Annotated in this window: 15 protein-coding genes; 13 read left to right on the top strand and 2 right to left on the bottom strand. The window is 63.7% G+C overall.

Going from position 1 to position 17374, the window contains the following annotated elements:
* The first annotated feature begins 64 nt into the window (after nt 1-64).
* The 3 genes from GJ698_RS29610 (at nt 65) to GJ698_RS29600 (ending at nt 5562) form a co-directional block, all read left to right on the top strand.
* Nucleotides 65-1501, top strand: coding sequence for an aminotransferase-like domain-containing protein (locus GJ698_RS29610; RefSeq protein ID WP_154361446.1), 1437 nt, complete (start codon nt 65-67; stop codon nt 1499-1501).
* A 71-nt stretch (nt 1502-1572) separates the two neighbouring features.
* Nucleotides 1573-3483 (top strand): molecular chaperone HtpG, encoded by a 1911-nt coding sequence (gene htpG, locus GJ698_RS29605; protein ID WP_154361444.1) that lies wholly within the window; start codon nt 1573-1575, stop codon nt 3481-3483.
* A gap of 60 nt (nt 3484-3543) precedes the next feature.
* On the top strand, nt 3544-5562 hold the full coding sequence (locus GJ698_RS29600; RefSeq protein ID WP_154361443.1) for a CocE/NonD family hydrolase: 2019 nt from the start codon (nt 3544-3546) through the stop codon (nt 5560-5562).
* Nucleotides 5563-5593: 31 nt separating this feature from the next.
* On the opposite strand, the gene kynA is transcribed toward GJ698_RS29600, so the two are convergent.
* A complete protein-coding gene (gene kynA / locus GJ698_RS29595) occupies nt 5594-6445 on the bottom strand; it encodes a tryptophan 2,3-dioxygenase (RefSeq protein ID WP_154361442.1) in 852 nt (283 codons plus the stop codon).
* A 16-nt stretch (nt 6446-6461) separates the two neighbouring features.
* Nucleotides 6462-7703 (bottom strand): kynureninase, encoded by a 1242-nt coding sequence (gene kynU, locus GJ698_RS29590; protein WP_154361441.1) that lies wholly within the window; start codon nt 7701-7703, stop codon nt 6462-6464.
* Nucleotides 7704-8271: 568 nt separating this feature from the next.
* On the opposite strand from kynU, the gene flhD reads away from it, so the two are divergent.
* From flhD to GJ698_RS29540, 10 genes are all read left to right on the top strand, one after another.
* On the top strand, nt 8272-8589 hold the full coding sequence (gene flhD, locus GJ698_RS29585) for a flagellar transcriptional regulator FlhD (protein ID WP_090177486.1): 318 nt from the start codon (nt 8272-8274) through the stop codon (nt 8587-8589).
* 15 nt (nt 8590-8604) lie between these two features.
* Nucleotides 8605-9153 carry a flagellar transcriptional regulator FlhC gene (gene flhC / locus GJ698_RS29580; protein ID WP_154361440.1) on the top strand — a complete coding sequence of 183 codons (549 nt, stop codon included), beginning with the start codon at nt 8605-8607 and terminating at the stop codon, nt 9151-9153.
* A 59-nt stretch (nt 9154-9212) separates the two neighbouring features.
* Nucleotides 9213-9935: a class I SAM-dependent methyltransferase gene (locus GJ698_RS29575; protein WP_154361445.1), complete on the top strand. Its 723-nt coding sequence runs from the start codon at nt 9213-9215 to the stop codon at nt 9933-9935.
* A gap of 131 nt (nt 9936-10066) precedes the next feature.
* Nucleotides 10067-10927 (top strand): flagellar motor stator protein MotA, encoded by an 861-nt coding sequence (motA, locus tag GJ698_RS29570; RefSeq protein WP_154361439.1) that lies wholly within the window; start codon nt 10067-10069, stop codon nt 10925-10927.
* Nucleotides 10928-10964: 37 nt separating this feature from the next.
* A complete protein-coding gene (motB, locus tag GJ698_RS29565) occupies nt 10965-11927 on the top strand; it encodes a flagellar motor protein MotB (RefSeq protein WP_154361438.1) in 963 nt (320 codons plus the stop codon).
* Nucleotides 11928-11954: 27 nt separating this feature from the next.
* Nucleotides 11955-12503, top strand: coding sequence for a chemotaxis protein (locus tag GJ698_RS29560; RefSeq protein ID WP_154361437.1), 549 nt, complete (start codon nt 11955-11957; stop codon nt 12501-12503).
* Between the two features lie 34 nt (nt 12504-12537).
* Nucleotides 12538-12903, top strand: coding sequence for a response regulator (locus GJ698_RS29555; RefSeq protein ID WP_110848818.1), 366 nt, complete (start codon nt 12538-12540; stop codon nt 12901-12903).
* A 43-nt stretch (nt 12904-12946) separates the two neighbouring features.
* Complete coding sequence (gene cheA / locus GJ698_RS29550) at nt 12947-15136, top strand: chemotaxis protein CheA (RefSeq protein WP_154361436.1); 2190 nt, start codon at nt 12947-12949, stop codon at nt 15134-15136.
* 9 nt (nt 15137-15145) lie between these two features.
* Nucleotides 15146-15643 carry a chemotaxis protein CheW gene (locus GJ698_RS29545; protein WP_154361435.1) on the top strand — a complete coding sequence of 166 codons (498 nt, stop codon included), beginning with the start codon at nt 15146-15148 and terminating at the stop codon, nt 15641-15643.
* 123 nt (nt 15644-15766) lie between these two features.
* Nucleotides 15767-17374 (top strand): methyl-accepting chemotaxis protein (locus tag GJ698_RS29540; protein WP_154361434.1); only part of this gene is annotated, 1608 nt, incomplete at its 3' end.

Raw genomic sequence — 17374 nt, 5'->3', positions numbered from 1 at the left:
GGCGGTGGCGTCGGTGCCCGTGCCGGCCCCGGTGCCGGCGTCGCCCAAGCCGGCGCCTGGCGCCATGCTTGGCCTGCTGCTGCGCGAATCGGGCGAAACGCTGATCGACCAGATCGTGCGCTCGGTGGCGGCGCGCATCGACGACCGCCTGCTGCGCGGCGGCGCCCGCATGCCGTCGATCCGGGCGTTCGCGGCCTCGCACGGGGTGTCGGCCTTCACCGTGGTGGCGGCCTACGACAAGCTGGTGGCCACCGGCTACCTGGAATCGCGCCGCGGCGCCGGTTTCTTCGTGCGCGAGCGTCCATCGATGGCGCTGAACACCGCCGACAGCGCGCTGCTGGCGCCGCTGTCGCGCGTGCAGGCGAATTTCGACGCCAAGCCGATCGACGTGGTCTGGCTGGTGCGGAATATGTTCCGCCAGATGCCGCACCAGCAGATGCCCGGCTCCGGCGTGCTGCCGCCCGAATGGCTGGACGGCCCTTCGATCGCCAACGCGCTGCGCGCGGTCAGCCGGCAGAATCCGAACCTGCTGCTGAGTTACGGCGTGCCGCAGGGCTTCCTGCCGCTGCGTCAGCAGTTGCAGCACAAGCTGGCCGAGCTGGAAATCGCCGCCACGCCCGAGCAGATCGTCACCACGGCCGGCGTGACGCAGGCGCTGGACCTGGTGGCGCGCGAATTCTCGCGTCCCGGCGACACCATCTTCGTCGACGATCCGGCCTGGTTCCTGATGTTCGGCTCCTTTGCCGCGCTGGGCGCCAAGGTGGTCGGCATTCCGCGCCTCGGCGACGGGCCGGATATCGCGCGCCTGGCGGAACTGGCGGCGCTGCACAAGCCCAAGCTGTACATCATCAATTCGGTGCTGCACAACCCGAGTTCCACCTCGCTGTCGGCGGCCAAGGCGTTCCAGGTGCTGCGTCTGGCCGAGGAGCACGACTTCATCATCGTGGAAGACGATATCTACTGCGACCTGCATCCCGGCAGCGCGGTGCAGCCGGCCACGCGGCTGTCGGCGCTGGACCAGCTGCAGCGGGTGATCTACCTGAGCGGCTTTTCCAAGACCATGGCCGCCAACCTGCGGGTGGGCTTCATCGCCACCTCGCCGGAGCGCGCCGAACGGCTGGCCGACCGCAAGATGCTGTCGACGCTGACCACCAGCGACATCGGCGAGCGGGTGGTGTACAAGGTGCTGTCCGAGGGCCTGTACCGCAAGCACGCCGACCGCCTGCGCGCGCGGCTGGACGGCATCCGCGCCAAGGCGCTGCGCCAGATGGAGCGCATCGGCCTGAAGGTGGACGGCTCGCCGCCGGCCGGCATGTTCGTCTGGGCCGACGCCGGCTGCGACACCAATGTGCTGACCGAGCGCGCCATGGCGCACAATCTGCTGCTGGCGCCGGGCAGCCTGTTCTCGCCCAAGCAGCTGCCGTCGACCCGCATGCGGCTCAACGTGGCGGCGATGCAGGAGCCGGCCGTGTGGCGTTTCCTTGAGCGGGAACTCAGTTGACCCTCCCGGCTCTTGAAAAGCCTCTTATAATCCCCACTTTCCTGAAATCTTAACCAAAAGACTATTCCAAAATGGCTGATACTCAAAAACAAACCCTTGGATTCCAGGCCGAAGTGAAACAGCTGCTGCAGCTGATGATTCACTCCCTGTATTCGAACAAGGAGATCTTCCTGCGCGAACTGATCTCCAACGCGTCCGACGCGTCCGACAAGCTGCGTTTCGAGGCGATCAATAACGACGCCCTGTACGGCAACGACCATGAACTGAAAATCAAGGTCTCGTTCGACAAGGCCGCGCGCACCATCACCATTTCCGACAACGGCATCGGCATGAGCCGCGACGAAGCCATTTCCCACCTGGGCACCATCGCCAAGTCGGGCACCAAGGAATTCTTCGGCAAGCTGTCGGGCGACCAGCAGCAGGACGCGGCCCTGATCGGCCAGTTCGGCGTGGGCTTCTACTCGGGCTTCATCGTCGCCGACAAGATCACCGTCGAATCGCGCCGCGCCGGCGCGCCGGCCGCCGAAGGCGTGCGCTGGGAATCGGGCGGCGAGGGCGACTACTCGGTCGAGCAGATCGAGAAGGTCAACCGCGGCACCGACATCATCCTGCACCTGCGCGAAGGCGAGGACGAGCTGCTGTCGTCGTGGAAGATCAAGTCCATCATCCGCAAATACTCGGACCACATCTCGCTGCCGATCGTGATGCAGAAGGAAGAGTGGGACGCCGAGAAGAGCGAGAACGTGCTCAAGGACGAACTGGAAACCGTCAACCAGGCCAGCGCGCTGTGGGCGCGCAGCAAATCCGAGATCACGCCGGAACAGTACGAGGAATTCTACAAGCACGTCTCGCATGACTTTGCCGCGCCGCTGACCTACACCCACAACCGCGTCGAAGGCAAGAGCGAATACACGCAGCTGCTGTACATCCCGGCCAAGGCGCCGTTCGACCTGTGGGACCGCAACAAGCGTGGCGGCATCAAGCTGTACGTCAAGCGCGTGTTCATCATGGACGATGCCGAGCAGCTGATGCCGACCTACCTGCGTTTCGTCAAGGGCGTGATCGATTCGGCCGACCTGCCGCTGAACGTCTCGCGCGAGATCCTGCAGGAGTCGCGCGACGTGAAACTGATCCGCGACGGCTCGACCAAGCGCGTGATCGGCATGCTGGAAGAGCTGGCGAACGCCGACGAGCAGGAGAAAAAAGACAAGTACCAGAGCTTCTGGACCGAATTCGGCCAGGTGCTGAAAGAGGGCGTGGGCGAGGACGCGGCCAACAAGGACCGTCTGGCCAAGCTGCTGCGCTTTGCCTCGACCGCCAACGACAACGACCAGCAGACCACGTCGCTGGAGCAGTACCTGTCGCGCGCCAAGGAGGGCCAGGACAAGATCTACTACGTCACCGCCGATAACTACATCGCCGCGAAAAACAGTCCGCACCTGGAAATCTTCCGCAAGAAGGGCGTGGAAGTGCTGCTGCTGACCGACCGCGTGGACGAATGGATGCTGTCGTTCCTGACCGAGTTCGAAGGCAAGGAACTGGTTTCCGTCGCCAAGGGCGGCCTGGATCTGGGCGCGCTGGAAGACGAAGCCGAGAAGAAGGAACACGAGGAAACCGAATCGTCGTACAAGGATCTGGTCGAGAAAATGAAGGAAGCGCTGGCCGACAAGGCCAAGGACGTGCGCGTGACCTTCCGCCTGACCGATTCGCCAGCCTGCCTGGTGGCCGACGAGAACGAACTGTCGGGCAACCTGCTGCGCATGCTGAAGGCGGCGGGCCAGAACGCGCCGGAATCCAAGCCTATCCTGGAAATCAATCCGGACCACCCGCTGGTGCAGCGTCTGAAAAACGAAGGCGTGGCCAGCTCCTTCAGCGACTGGTCGAACCTGCTGTTCGATCAGGCCCTGCTGGCCGAAGGCGGTTCGCTGAGCGATCCGGCCACCTTCGTCAAGCGCCTGAACGAGCTGCTGCTGGCGAAATAAGCGATGCAACGCCCCGGCCTGTTGTGATACTTTAGCGTTTCACAACATTCCGAGGCGTCCATGAAGAAGACCGCACTGACGCTGGCCCTGGTGGCCGGCGTTTTTACTATCCAGGCCAGTCTGGCGCAGCAGGCCGCGCTGCCGGCATCGACGCCCGGCGTCGCCGCCAAGCCGCAGTATCCCGCGCTGCCGAGCGAAACGCCGGATGAATTCACGGCGCCGGTCGACAGCTTCGACTACGTCCGCCGCACGGTGATGATACCGATGCGCGACGGCGTCAAGCTCAATACCGTGATCCTCATCCCGCGCAAGGCGCAGCACGCGCCGATGCTGCTCACGCGCACGCCGTACAACGCCGCCGAGATGACGGCGCACGCGGAAAACTCGCAGCTGGAGTCGGTGCTGCAGGGCTATGACAACCAGCCGGACGTCATCGTCAAGGGCGGTTATATCCGCGTCGTGCAGGACGTGCGCGGCAAGTACGGCTCCGAGGGCGACTACGTGATGAACCGCCCGATGGCCGGCACGCCGTTCAATCCGACGCCGGTCGACCATTCCACCGACAGCTGGGACACCATCGAATGGCTCAGCAAGAACGTGCCGGAGTCGAACGGCAAGGTCGGCATCATCGGCAGTTCGTACGACGGCTTCCTGCCGCTGATCGCGCTGGTCAATCCGCATCCGGCGCTGAAGGTGGCGGTGCCGATGAATCCCATGGTCGACGGCTGGCGCGGCGACGACTGGTTCCACAACGGCGCCTTCCGCCAGATTAACCTGTCCTACATCCTGGAGCAGGTGGTCACGCGGCGCAACGAGGCGCACTGGTTCACCAGCCATTACGACGATTACGATACCTTCATGCGCGCCGGTTCGGCCGGCGAGCTGGCGCGCCGGCGCGGCGTGGAGCAGAGCGGCTTCTGGCGCAAGGTGGTGGCGCATCCAAGCTACGACGCGTTCTGGCAGACCCAGGCCGTGGACCAGATCCTGGCAAAACAGCCGATCACCGTGCCGACCATGCTGGTGCACAGCCTGTGGGACGCCGAGGATATCTACGGCGCCATCGCCGTCTACAAGGCCATCAAGCCGAACGACAAGGACAACAAGGTGTTCCTGGTGATGGGGCCGTGGAACCACGGCGGCCAGGATGGCGACGGCACCCACCTCGGGCCGATCAAATTCAACAGCGACACCGGCATGCACTTCCGCGAAGAGATCCTGATGCCGTTCCTGGACCGCTACCTGAAGGACGAACCGCCGGCCGAGGCGCTGGCGGCGACCATCGCGCCGGTGACGGCCTTCGAAACCGGCACCAACAAGTGGCGCGCGCTGGACCGCTGGCCGGCCGGCTGCGTCACCGGCTGCTTCATCGCCCCGGCCACGCTGCGCCTGGCGGCGGACGGCAAGGCGACACTGACCAATACCGCGCCGGTGCCGCTGTCCAAGCCGGCGCATAAAAACGATTACGACGAATACGTGGCCGATCCGGCCAAGCCGGTGCCTTACCGCCAGCGTCCGATTCCGCCGTACGGCTACGACGAAGCCAAGGGCCAGACCTGGCCGCGCTGGCTGGTCGACGACCAGCGCGAAGCCTCCGGCCGCACCGATGTGCTGAGCTACACCACCGGCGTGCTGACGGCGCCGGTGAAGATCAGCGGCGAGCCGGTCGCCCACCTGCTGGCCGCCACCAGCGGCACCGACGCCGACTGGGTGGTCAAGGTGATCGACGTCTATCCGGACCAGATGGCGTCGCAGCCGGAGCTGGGCGGCTACCAGCTGATGGTGTCGGCCGACATCTTCCGCGGCCGCTACCGCGAAAGCCTGGAGACGGCCAGGCCGATCGCCGCCGACAAGGCGCTGCCGTACCGCTTTGCGCTGCCGACCGCCAACCACGTGTTCCTGCCGGGCCACCGCATCATGGTGCAGATCCAGTCCAGCTGGTTCCCGCTGTACGACCGCAATCCGCAGACCTTTGTGCCGAATATCTTCTACGCGCAGCCGGCGGATTACAAGAAGGCGACGCAGCGCATCTATCACGACAGCTACATCGAGCTGCCGCTGGTGGGCGCCAGCGTGAAATAAGCCGGCGCTTGCCGCGAGGGCGCGCCGTGCCTCAGAGCTCGGTGCGCAGTGCGAACAGCTCGGGGAACAGCACCACGTCCAGCATCTTGCGCAGATAGCTGACGCCGGCCGTGCCGCCGGTGCCGGTCTTGAAGCCGATGATGCGCTCGACCGTGGTCACGTGGCGGAAGCGCCAGAAACGGAAAGCGGTCTCCATGTCGACCAGCTTTTCAGCCAGCTCGTACAGCGCCCAGTAGCGCGTCGGATCGCCGTAGACCTGCAGCCAGGCCTGCTGCACCGAGGCGTCGGCCACGGTCGGCAGGGTGGGGTCGGCGTTCAGGCGCTCGGCGGAAATCGGCAGGCCGTTGCGCGCCAGCAGGCGGACCGCTTCGTCGTAGATCGACGGCGTGCGCAGCGCTTCTTCCAGCAGCGGGAATTCCGGCGTGGTCGCATGGACGTTGAGCAGGGCGGCGTTCTTGTTCCCCAGGATGAATTCGATCTCGCGGTACTGGTAGGACTGGAAGCCGGACGACGCGCCCAGGTAAGGGCGGATGGCGGTGTATTCCGGCGGCGTCATGGTGGCCAGCACGTCCCAGGCGTGCACCAGCTGGTCCATGATGCGCGCCACGCGCGCCAGCATCTTGAACGCCGGCGGCAGGTCGTCGCTGCGCAGGTGCGTGCGGACCGCGCGCATTTCGTGCAGCATCAGCTTCATCCACAGTTCGCTGGTCTGGTGCTGGATGATGAACAGCATCTCGTTGTGGTTCGGCGACAGTGGGTGCTGGGCGTGCAGGATCTGGTTCAGGCCCAGGTAGTCGCCGTAGCTCATGTCGTTGCTGAAGTCCATCTGCGCACCGTGCCAGTCGGCGCCGGTGTTATGCATCGGGCATTTGTTATCGCTCATACGGTTGATCTCGTTATCAGGTGACGGCGTCGCGCTTGGCGTCGACATTGTAGTCCTGGCGGTCCAGGATATCGCGCAGGATCTCGACTGCATCCCAGACGTCGGTGTAGCTGGTGTACAGCGGCGTGAAGCCGAAGCGCATGATGGCCGGCTCGCGGTAGTCGCCGATCACGCCGCGCGCGATCAGGGCCGCCATCACCGCGTAGCCGTGCGGATGGGTGAAGCTGACCTGGCTGCCGCGGTGCGCATGCTGGCGCGGCGTCACCAGTCCCAGCGGATGGGCGGCGCAGCGCGCCTCCACCAGTTCGATGAACAGATCGGTCAGCGCCAGCGATTTGGCGCGGATGGCGGCCATGTCGGTCTGGTGGTGCACGTCGAGCCCGCATTCGACCATGGCCAGCGAGACGATAGGCTGGGTGCCGCACAGCGCGCGGCCGATGCCCTCGGCCGGCGTGTAGTGCGGCGCCATGGCGAACGGCGCGGCGTGGCCCCACCAGCCGGACAGCGGTTGCTGGAACGCAGCCTGGTGCCTTGTCGGCACCCAGATGAAGGCCGGCGCGCCCGGACCGCCGTTCAGGTATTTATAGGTGCAGCCCACGGCCAGGTCGGCGCCGTCGGCGTTCAGGTCGACCGGCACCGCGCCGGCCGAGTGCGCCAGATCCCAGACGATCAGGGCGCCGGCCGCGTGGGCCAGGGCGCTGGTGGCCTGCATCGCGTACTGGTAGCCGGTGCGGTAGTTCACGTGGGTCAGCATGACCACGGCGGTGTCCGCGCCGAGCGCGGCCGGCAGCTGGTCCGGCGAGTCGATCAGCTTGATGCTGTAGCCGCGTTCCAGCCACCTGGTCAGGCCTTCCGCCATGTAAATGTCGGTCGGGAAGTTGGAGCGTTCGGTGACGATGACGCGGCGGGCGCTGTCGCCGGCCTGCATCTGCAGCGCGGCGGCCAGCGCCTTGAACAGGTTGACCGAGGTGGTGTCGGTGACCACCACTTCGCCGTCCAGACCGCCGATCAGCGGCGCCAGGCGGTTGCCCAGGCGTTTCGGCATCTCGAACCAGCCGGCGCTGTTCCAGCTGCGGATCAGGTCATGGCCCCATTCCTGGGCGATGACGTGCTGGGCGCGGGCGAGGGCGGTCTTCGGGCGGGCGCCCAGGGAGTTGCCATCCAGATAAATCACGCCGGCCGGCAGGTCGAACTGGTCACGCAGCGGGGCGAGCGGATCCTGCGCGTCGCGCTCCAGGCAGTGGTTGCGAGTTGTCATTATGAATAGATGTTGAGGTCTAAAGCAGCGAGTGTAACCTGAAAAATTGCTGCTGGCGCCGATTTTTCCATGGGCTTATCGGCTTGAAACCCGCATGAATCCTCGACTTGAGAACTTTTTTAAAAATTTTTCGATTTTTTTCGAAAAAACCCTAAAGTTCCCCTGAAGCCTGCCGTTACCAGTTTCAAGATGCGCAGAAAACCGCCATCTGGTTGCAAGGCGGTAGCCGAAAATAATTGAAAAATATTTTCAGGAAACCCTAAAGTTCTCCAAAAGGCTGCCGTAACCGGGTTAGATGTCGCAAAAAAGAGTCGCTTTATCGTCTTATTTTTCGATTCAACAAAGGCTTTTCTTGAAGCTTGTATCCCGCAAGAAACCTACGCCGCAAGGGCGTAGACGACCGATCTGCGAGTGTTTGTAAGACAAACACCGACAGGTCGCACCTGCTATTTTCCGGCAAAAAATACGGAGAGTCACCTCTTCTGTGGATTTTGTTGCTCAAGCAGAATGTATCTCAACGGAAACGCAAACGTGTTCCGACAGAGAGAAAACGCTTAGGAGTGGGAAAATGACTGCAAACGATATGATGGCTGAAATCCGCGATGCGAATCTGAGCTACCTGATGCTGGCTCAGCAAATGATCCGCGCCGATAAAGTCACCGCAATTTTCCGTCTCGGCATCGCCGCCGAAATCGCCGACCTGATCGAAGGCATGAGCAACGCGCAGATCCTGAAGCTGGCAGGCGGCAACATGATGCTGGCCCGCTTCCGCTTCGACGACAGCGCCATCCTGTCGATGCTGACCAACTACAACAAGGATCGCGTGCTGGCGCAGTCGCACGCCGCCATCCTGATGGCCGGCCAGCCGGTCGAAGAAATCGTTTAAGCGCGGGAGCAGATCATGGCCGCCAAGAAAAGCGTCGTATCGGAAGCCCAGGAAATCCAGCTGGCCATCGAACTGATCCAGCTGGGCGCCCGCCTGCAGCTGCTGGAGTCGGAAGTGTCGCTGTCGCGCGAACGCCTGCTCAAGCTGTACAAGGAGCTGAAGGGCGTGTCGCCGCCGAAAGGCATGCTGCCGTTCTCGACCGACTGGTTCCTGACCTGGCAGCCGAACATCCACTCGTCGCTGTTCATCAACATCCACGGCTTCCTGGTGACCCACGCCGGCGCCACCGGCATTGAAGCGGTGATGAAGGCCTACAAGCTGTACCTCGAACAAATGCCGCCGGAACCGGGCGAAGAACCGCTGCTGTCGCTGACCCGCGCCTGGACCCTGGTGCGCTTCTTCAGCAGCAGGATGCTGGAAACCGCCCCCTGCGGCAAATGCCAGGGCAAATTCGTGGTCAACGCCATGGACCTGCATGGCAGCTACGTCTGCGGCCTGTGCCACATGCCTTCGCGCGCCGGCAAGACCAAAAAATCCCGCGAAGCCGAAGCGCTGGCGGCATAATACGGGGTGTGACCTTACCTTATATTCAACGCCTCGCCCGCGCGCCCGCCGTGCGGGCCATGCTGATACAGTGCGGCGCCATGCCGCTGACGCTGGCCATCATTTATGTGATGGCCAGTTTTCGTTTCCCCGTCGATTATCTGACCGTGGCCGCGGTGCAGGGCCTGCTGGCGGCGCTGCTGACCTGGAAGCTGGCGCTGGCGGCCTGGTGGCGCCCGATCCAGCTGCTGTTTCCGCTGGCGGTGCTGGCCGCGCTGGCGCTGCAGCTGCCGTCCTGGCTGTTCGGCCTGGTCTTCCTGCTGTTGCTGGGCTGGTACTGGTCGACCTTCCGCACCCAGGTGCCGTATTACCCGTCGCAGCCGGTGGTGTGGGATGCGGTGCGCCAGCTGCTGCCCACCGACGGGGCGCCGCGCGTGATCGACATCGGCAGCGGCCTCGGCGGCCTGACCCTGTACCTGGCCCGCGTGCGCCCGGACGGCGACGCCGTCGGCATCGAGCTGGCGCCGCTGCCGTGGCTGGTGAGCTGGCTGCGCGCCCAGGCTGGCCGCAGCCGCGCCCGCTTCCTGCTGGGCGACTATGAAAACCTCGACTTCAGCCAGTTCGACCTGGTATTCGCCTACCTGTCGCCGGCCGCCATGCCGGCGTTGTGGCGCAAGGCGCGTGCCGAAATGTGTCCCGGGGCGATGCTTGTGAGCTATGAATTTGTCATTGAGGAAAGAACACCGGATAGCATCATTCATGCCACAGAGGGGGGAGTTCCCCTCTACATATGGTACTTTTAAGCATCATTTGACGTTATTCACTTGCCCGGCCACCCCGAGTCAGGCTATTGTAGTTCTATATGTAAATTCTTAAAAAACCGGCCCAGCTTAGTCACAATTCGGCCGGTTTTCGCTCTGGGGAGTCAGGACACTTGTTAGTCATCATTGGATATGTAGTGGTCTGCGTCGGCGTGTTCGGCGGTTTTGCCATGAATGGCGGGCATCTGGCCGCGCTGATGCAGCCGCTGGAGGTGGTGATGATCGGCGGCGGCGCGCTTGGCGCTTTCTTCGTCGGCAACAATGGCAAGACCATCAAGGCCACGCTGGGCGCCATCCCGACGCTGTTCAAGGGCTCGCGCTACACCAAGGATCTCTACATGGAGATGATGTCGCTGCTGTTCGACGTGCTGTCCAAGGTGCGCAAGGAAGGCCTGATGTCGATCGAAGGCGATATCGACAGCCCGGAGCAGAGCCCGCTGTTCAGCAAGTACCCGAGCGTGCTGGAAGACCACCACATCGTGGAATTCATGACCGATTACCTGCGCCTGATGGTGTCCGGCAATATGGATGCGTTCCAGATCGAAAACCTGATGGACATCGAGATCGAGACCCACCACCACGAGGGCGCCGCGCCGGCCCACGCCATCGCCAAGCTGGGCGACGGCCTGCCGGCCTTCGGCATCGTGGCGGCGGTGATGGGCGTGGTGCACACCATGGAATCGGTGGGCTTGCCGCCGGCCGAGCTGGGCATTCTGATCGCGCACGCGCTGGTCGGCACCTTCCTCGGTATTCTGCTGGCCTACGGCTTCGTCGGTCCGCTGGCCAGCCTGCTGGAGCAGAAGCTGGAAGAGTCGACCAAGATGTACCAGTGCGTCAAGGTCACGCTGCTGGCCAGCCTGAACGGCTATGCGCCGGCGCTGGCGGTGGAATTCGGCCGCAAAGTGCTGTACTCGACCGAGCGTCCGACCTTCAACGAGCTGGAAGACCACATCAAGAAATCGAAGTCGAAGTAAGCCATGCACAGCACTAATATCAGTTTAAGGATGAATCATGGCTGAAGAGGGCTTGCGGCCTATTATCGTCAAGCGCATCAAGAAGGGCGGCGGCGGTCACCACGGCGGCGCCTGGAAGATCGCGTATGCCGACTTCGTCACCGCGATGATGGCCTTTTTCCTGCTGATGTGGCTGCTCGGTTCCACCACCAAGGGCGACCTCAACGGCATTTCCGAATACTTCAAGACGCCGCTCAAGGTGGCCATGTCGGGCGGCTCCGGCAGCGGCGACAGCTCGTCCATCATCAAGGGCGGCGGCAAGGACCTGACCCGCACCGACGGCCAGGTCAAGGCCAGCGACGACCCGCAGGTCAAGAAGACCTACAACCTGACGGCCGCCAAGGCGGCGCTGGAAGCCGAGGAAAACCAGCGCCTGAAGGCGCTCAAGGAACGCATCGAGGCCAAGATCGAGGCCAACCCGCTGCTGAAGAAATACAAGGACCAGCTGCTGCTGGACATCACCAGCGAAGGCCTGCGGATCCAGATCGTCGACGAGCAGAACCGTCCGATGTTCGCGCTGGCCAAGGCCGAGCTGCAGCCCTACACCAAGGACATTCTGCACGAGATCGGCTTTGTGCTGAACGACGTGCCCAACCGTATCAGCCTGTCCGGCCACACCGACTCCACGCCCTATATGAGCGACGCCGGCTACAGCAACTGGGAATTGTCGGCCGACCGCGCCAACGCCTCGCGCCGCGAGCTGATCGTCGGCGGCATGCAGGATTCCAAGGTGTTGCGCGTGGTCGGACTGGCCTCGGCCATCAACCTCGACAAGGCCGACCCGTTCAATCCGGTCAACCGCCGCATCAGCATCGTGGTCATGAACCGCAAGGCCGAGGACAATGTGCTGCGCGACGGCCGCAAGATCGAGGTCGGTGACACCGACGATGCCGCCGGGATCGGCGCCGCCGTCAATGCGCCGCCCGCCGCGCCGCCTGCCGGGCCGCCCGTACGCAAATAAGCAAAGCCGAAGTAAATCGAGACTGTTATGACGAGAAAAAAAATTCTGGGTTCCCACGTCAAGCGCCTGCTGTCGGGCGTGTCTGACCACGGTCGCCGGCATCTGACCGAAGTCGAGACCGACCTGATCCAGACTGGCCTGCTGCTGGAGGAAGCGATCGAAAAGCTGTCCTTCAACTTCATGGCCATTCATCAAACGGTGGAGGCCGAACAGGCCACCATCCAGCTGCTGCTCGACGGCGGCACCGCCACCCCCGAGCAGCGCGCCCAGCTGGAGGCACTGCAGGGCCAGGTGGGCGGCTATGTCAACGCCGCCATCACCAGCCTGCAATTCCAGGACATGACCAGCCAGCTGCTGGACCGCACGCTGAAACGCGTGACCGGCCTGCGCGAGTTCCTCGGCACGCTGGGCGCGCACGGCGCCGAGATGCTGCCCGAGAGCGACAACGAGCAGATCGTCGAGCTGCTCGGCAAGGTCAGCATGGCGCTGGCGATACAGAGTTTGGAACTGCGCAGCGTGTTGCGCAAGGCAGTCAGTCAGCAACACCTGGAGAGCGGCGACATCGAGCTGTTCTAACAACAACGACACATGATTTACAAGAGAGAATAAGATGGCTAAGACGATACTTGCGGTTGATGATTCCAGCTCCCTGCGCCAGATGGTGGCCTTCAGCCTGAAGGCGGCCGGCTACCAGGTGGTGGAAGCCGTGGACGGCCAGGAGGGGCTGGAAAAAGCCAAGCTCCAGAATGTCGACCTGGTGCTGACCGACCAGAACATGCCGCGCATGGACGGCCTGCAACTGATCAAGCTGCTGCGCGAACTGCCCAGCTACGCGAAAACCCCTATCCTGATGCTGACCACCGAATCGTCGGACGAGATGAAAGCCAAGGGCCGCGCTGCCGGCGCCAATGGCTGGCTGGTCAAGCCTTTCGATCCGCAGCGGCTCATCGAGGTAGTCAAGAAGGTCATCGGCTGATAAGGCGCGCAATGATGCGAAGCGAACTTTACGGAGTATCACCATGACCATCGATATAAGCCAGTTTTATCAGGTCTTTTTCGATGAGGCCGAGGAACTGCTGGCTGAAATGGAGCGGCTGCTGCTGGCCGTCGATGTGGCGGCGCCGGACGCCGAGGATCTGAACGCCATCTTCCGCACCGCCCACTCGGTGAAGGGCGGCGCGTCGACGTTCGGCGTGACCGACATGACCGAAGTCACCCACGTCCTGGAGACCCTGCTCGACCGCATCCGCAAAGGCGAAATGGCGCTGACCTCCGAGCACGTCGACGCCTTCCTGGCCGCCAAGGACATCCTCAAGATGCAGCTCGACGGCCACCGCCTCGGCAGCGAAGTCGACCAGGACGCCGTGGCCAATGTGCGCATGATGCTGCAGTCGTTGGCGCAGGATGTGCCGATGACGGCCATGGCGCCGGTGGCGCCGGCTTTCAACGCGCCCGATACCAGGCAGGTCGACCACAGCGGCGGCCGCCGCTACCGGCTGGAACTGCCGGCCATGGCGCACCGCGAAGTGCAGGCGCTGGGCGAGGAACTGGGCCTGATGGGCCATGTGTCGATCACACCGCTCGACAAGGACCGCAACGCCATGGTGGTCACCACCCACGAGAGCCTGGACGACATCATCGCCATCTGCTCGTTCGTGCTGAACCCCGAGGACATGACCGTCACCGAACTGCCGGCGCTGGACGACGCCCAGGCACAAAAAGAGAAGGCCGCGCGCGACCAGGTCGAGAACGACCTCGGCTACGGCTTCTTCGACAGCACCGACCTGAAGCCGGCCGCCGCCAGCGGCGAGGGCTACGGTTTCTTCCAGCCGCTCGACGAGATCCGCGCCAACGCCGCGGCCGCCGGCGAGGATGCGCAGGGCTACGGCTTCTTCCAGCCGGTCGAGCAGATCCGCGCCGCCGCCGGCATCGTCATCGAGGCGCCGCCGGAGGAAGAAAAGAAAGTCGTCAAGAAGGAAGAAAAGGAAAAAGAGAAGGCGCCCGCCCACGCCGGCGCCGAATCGTCGTCGATCCGCGTGTCGATCGAGAAGGTCGACCAGCTGATCAACCTGGTGGGCGAGCTGGTCATCACGCAGGCGATGATCGAGCAGCGCGTCGACACGCTGGACCCGATGGTGCACCAGCGCCTGCTCAACAGCGTCAGCCAGCTGACCCGCAATACCCGCGACCTGCAGGAAGCGGTGATGTCGATCCGCATGATGCCGATGGACTTCGTGTTCTCGCGCTTCCCGCGCATGGTGCGCGACCTGGCGCACAAACTGGGCAAGAAGGTCGACTTCATCACCAACGGCGCCGCCACCGAACTGGACAAGGGCCTGATCGAACGCATCGTCGATCCGCTGACGCACCTGGTGCGCAACTCGATCGACCACGGCATCGAGATGCCGGAGGTGCGCCGCGCCGGCGGCAAGAGCGACGCCGGGCGTCTGTTCCTGTCGGCCTCTCATCAGGGCGGCAACATCATCATTGAGGTGTCGGACGACGGCGGCGGCTTGAACCGCGAGAAAATCCTCGCCAAGGCGCAGCAGAACGGCCTGCCGCTGACCGACAACATGAGCGACGCCGAGGTCTGGCAGCTGATCTTCGCGCCCGGCTTCTCGACCGCCGAGGTAGTCACCGACGTGTCCGGCCGCGGCGTCGGCATGGACGTGGTCAAGCGTAACATCACCGCCATGGGCGGCGTGGTCGACATCCGCTCGGCCAAGGGCTTCGGCACCACCATCTCGATTTCGCTGCCGCTGACGCTGGCGATCCTGGACGGCATGTCGATCCGCGTCGGCGACGAAATCTACATCCTGCCGCTGGGCTTCGTGATCGAGTCGCTGCAGCCGGCGCCGGAAGACGTCAAGGAAATCAGCGGCAAGGGCCGGGTGATCAAGGTGCGCGGCGAATACCTGCCGCTGGTGCCGCTGCACCAGATGTTCGACATCACGCCGCGCTTCGCCGATCCGTGCCAGGGCATCGTCATCATCGTCGAGACCGACGGCCGCAAGGCCGGCCTGTTCGTCGACGAGCTGGTGGGGCAGCAGCAGGTGGTGGTCAAGAATCTGGAGTCCAATTATCGCAAGGTAGCCGGTATTTCCGGCGCCACCATCCTGGGCGACGGCGGCGTATCGCTGATCCTGGATGTGGCGGCGCTGATACGCTCGTCGCGCCAGCTGGCCGACGAATCGATTTTTTCTTCATAGGGGGCCATCATGGCAGAGATACAATCCACCGCAGCGGCAGCCAGCGACATCGCCGGTCACGAATACCTGGCCTTCAAGCTGGGCGCGGAAGAATACGGCATCGACATCCTGAAGGTACAGGAAATCCGCGGCTACGAGGCGGTCACCCGCATCGCCAACGCGCCGGAATTCATCAAGGGCGTGATCAACCTGCGCGGCATCATCATTCCGGTGGTGGACATGCGCATCAAGTTCAACCTCGGCTCGCCGGTGTACGACCAGTTCACCGTGGTCATCATCCTCAACATCAACGGCCGCGTGGTCGGCATGGTGGTGGACTCGGTGTCCGACGTCACCACGCTGACGGCCGACCAGGTCAAGCCGGCGCCGGAGATGGGCACCGCCTTCAGCAGCGACTACATGATCGGCCTCGGCACCATCGACGAGCGCATGCTGATCCTGGTGAACATCGACAAGCTGATGTCCAGCCCGGAAATGGGCCTGATGGACCAGCTGGCGGCGGCCTAACGCCGGCCCGCCTTGCCGGCGCCTCAACCCCGCGCCGGCGACCGCAACACCACGGACGCGCCCCAAAGAGAAGGGCGTGCCGCCACACGACGATAGAGTAAAGACAAAAAAGGGGAGCACCACATGAACTTACGCGACTTCAAAATCGGCGCACGGCTGCGCATCGGATTCGGCATCATCCTGCTGATCCTGGTGGCCATCGTGCTGATGACCAACTACCTTAACTACAGCAACAAGAGCAAGCTGACCAAGGGGCTGGAGACGGCGACGGCAAAGAACCTGCAGGCCGGCGTCATGAAGAGCGCGATGCTGGAAACCGGCATCGCCATGCGTAACATCGGCTTGCAGTCGGACGTCAGCCTGATGCAGAAAGAGGAGCAGAAGGTCAAGGACCAGCGCGCGCGCTACGACAAGGCAGTCAGCGACCTGAAGGCGCTGGGCCTGAACGACGCTGAAAAGAAAGTGCTGGGCGATATCAGCGCGCTGGACGCCGACACCGATGCCGCCTTCAAGGAAGCCATCGGCCAGATCCTGGCTTTCAATAGCGAAGGCGGCGCCAAGGTGATTTCCGGCCGCATCGATCCGCTGAACACGCAGACGCTGGTGCAGATCAACAAGCTGGTCGACATGCAGCGCGCCAATGCCGAAGAGGTGATGGACGGTTCCGTCACCGCCGACCGCAGCCTGATGGTGGTGCTGTTCGTGCTGGGCGGCGTGGCCGTGGTGCTGGGTGTGGCGTGCGCCACCGTGATTACCCGTTCGATTACTGTACCCTTGTCGGGTGCGGTGGAAGTGGCGCAGAAGGTGGCCAGCGGCGAACTGACTTCGCACGTGCAAGTGGCAGGCCAGGATGAAACCAGCGAACTGCTGCAGGCGCTGAAGGACATGAACGAAAGCCTGGCCAAGACGGTGGGCGATGTGCGCACCGGCACCGAGCTGATCTCGACGGCGTCGCAGGAAATCGCCTCGGGCAACGCCGACCTGTCGGCGCGCACCGAGTCGCAGGCCAGCTCGCTGGAAGAGACCGCGTCGTCGATGGAGGAGCTGACCTCGACCGTGAAGCAGAATGCCGACAACGCGCGCCAGGCCAACCAGCTGGCGGTCAGCGCCTCGTCGGTGGCGGAGAAGGGCGGCACCGTGGTGTCGCAGGTGGTGCAGACCATGGGCTCGATCACCGAGTCGTCGCGCAAGATCGCCGACATTATTTCGGTGATCGACGGCATCGCGTTCCAGACCAATATCCTGGCGCTGAACGCGGCGGTGGAAGCGGCGCGCGCGGGCGAGCAGGGCCGCGGTTTCGCGGTGGTGGCGTCCGAGGTGCGCAACCTGGCGCAGCGCTCGGCCGGCGCGGCCAAGGAGATTAAAGAGCTGATCACCGACTCGGTGGAAAAAGTCGATGCCGGCAGCAAGCTGGTGGATGAAGCCGGCCAGACCATGGACCTGATCGTGACCTCGATCCGCCAGGTGGCCGACATCATGGGCGAGATCACCGCCGCCACGCAGGAACAGAGCAACGGCATCGAGGAAGTCAACCAGGCGATCTCGCAGATGGACGAAATGACGCAGCAGAATGCCGCGCTGGTGGAAGAGGCGGCCGCCGCGGCGGAAAGCATGCAGGAGCAGGCCGAGCTGCTGTCGCAGGCGGTCAGCATCTTCAAGCTGTCGCATGACACGGTGGCGCGCCGTGCCCCGGCGCCGGCGCCGGCGCCGCGCCGCGCAGTGGCTGTCGCG

Source organism: Duganella aquatilis (assembly GCF_009674565.1).
Lineage (GTDB): Bacteria > Pseudomonadota > Gammaproteobacteria > Burkholderiales > Burkholderiaceae_D > Rugamonas > Rugamonas aquatilis.
The sequence above is the reverse complement of the archived record's forward strand: the minus strand, read 5'-3'. Positions and strand labels throughout refer to the sequence as shown.

Bases quoted from the DNA above. Each gene is read 5' to 3' on its own strand.
- GJ698_RS29610 (WP_154361446.1), top strand. From the start codon at position 65: ATGCTTGGCCTGCTGCTGCGCGAATCGGGCGAAACGCTGATCGACCAG.
- htpG (WP_154361444.1), top strand. From the start codon at position 1,573: ATGGCTGATACTCAAAAACAAACCCTTGGATTCCAGGCCGAAGTGAAA.
- GJ698_RS29600 (WP_154361443.1), top strand. From the start codon at position 3,544: ATGAAGAAGACCGCACTGACGCTGGCCCTGGTGGCCGGCGTTTTTACT.
- kynA (WP_154361442.1), bottom strand. From the start codon at position 6,445: ATGAGCGATAACAAATGCCCGATGCATAACACCGGCGCCGACTGGCAC.
- kynU (WP_154361441.1), bottom strand. From the start codon at position 7,703: ATGACAACTCGCAACCACTGCCTGGAGCGCGACGCGCAGGATCCGCTC.
- flhD (WP_090177486.1), top strand. From the start codon at position 8,272: ATGACTGCAAACGATATGATGGCTGAAATCCGCGATGCGAATCTGAGC.
- flhC (WP_154361440.1), top strand. From the start codon at position 8,605: ATGGCCGCCAAGAAAAGCGTCGTATCGGAAGCCCAGGAAATCCAGCTG.
- GJ698_RS29575 (WP_154361445.1), top strand. From the start codon at position 9,213: ATGCTGATACAGTGCGGCGCCATGCCGCTGACGCTGGCCATCATTTAT.
- motB (WP_154361438.1), top strand. From the start codon at position 10,965: ATGGCTGAAGAGGGCTTGCGGCCTATTATCGTCAAGCGCATCAAGAAG.
- GJ698_RS29560 (WP_154361437.1), top strand. From the start codon at position 11,955: ATGACGAGAAAAAAAATTCTGGGTTCCCACGTCAAGCGCCTGCTGTCG.
- GJ698_RS29555 (WP_110848818.1), top strand. From the start codon at position 12,538: ATGGCTAAGACGATACTTGCGGTTGATGATTCCAGCTCCCTGCGCCAG.
- cheA (WP_154361436.1), top strand. From the start codon at position 12,947: ATGACCATCGATATAAGCCAGTTTTATCAGGTCTTTTTCGATGAGGCC.
- GJ698_RS29545 (WP_154361435.1), top strand. From the start codon at position 15,146: ATGGCAGAGATACAATCCACCGCAGCGGCAGCCAGCGACATCGCCGGT.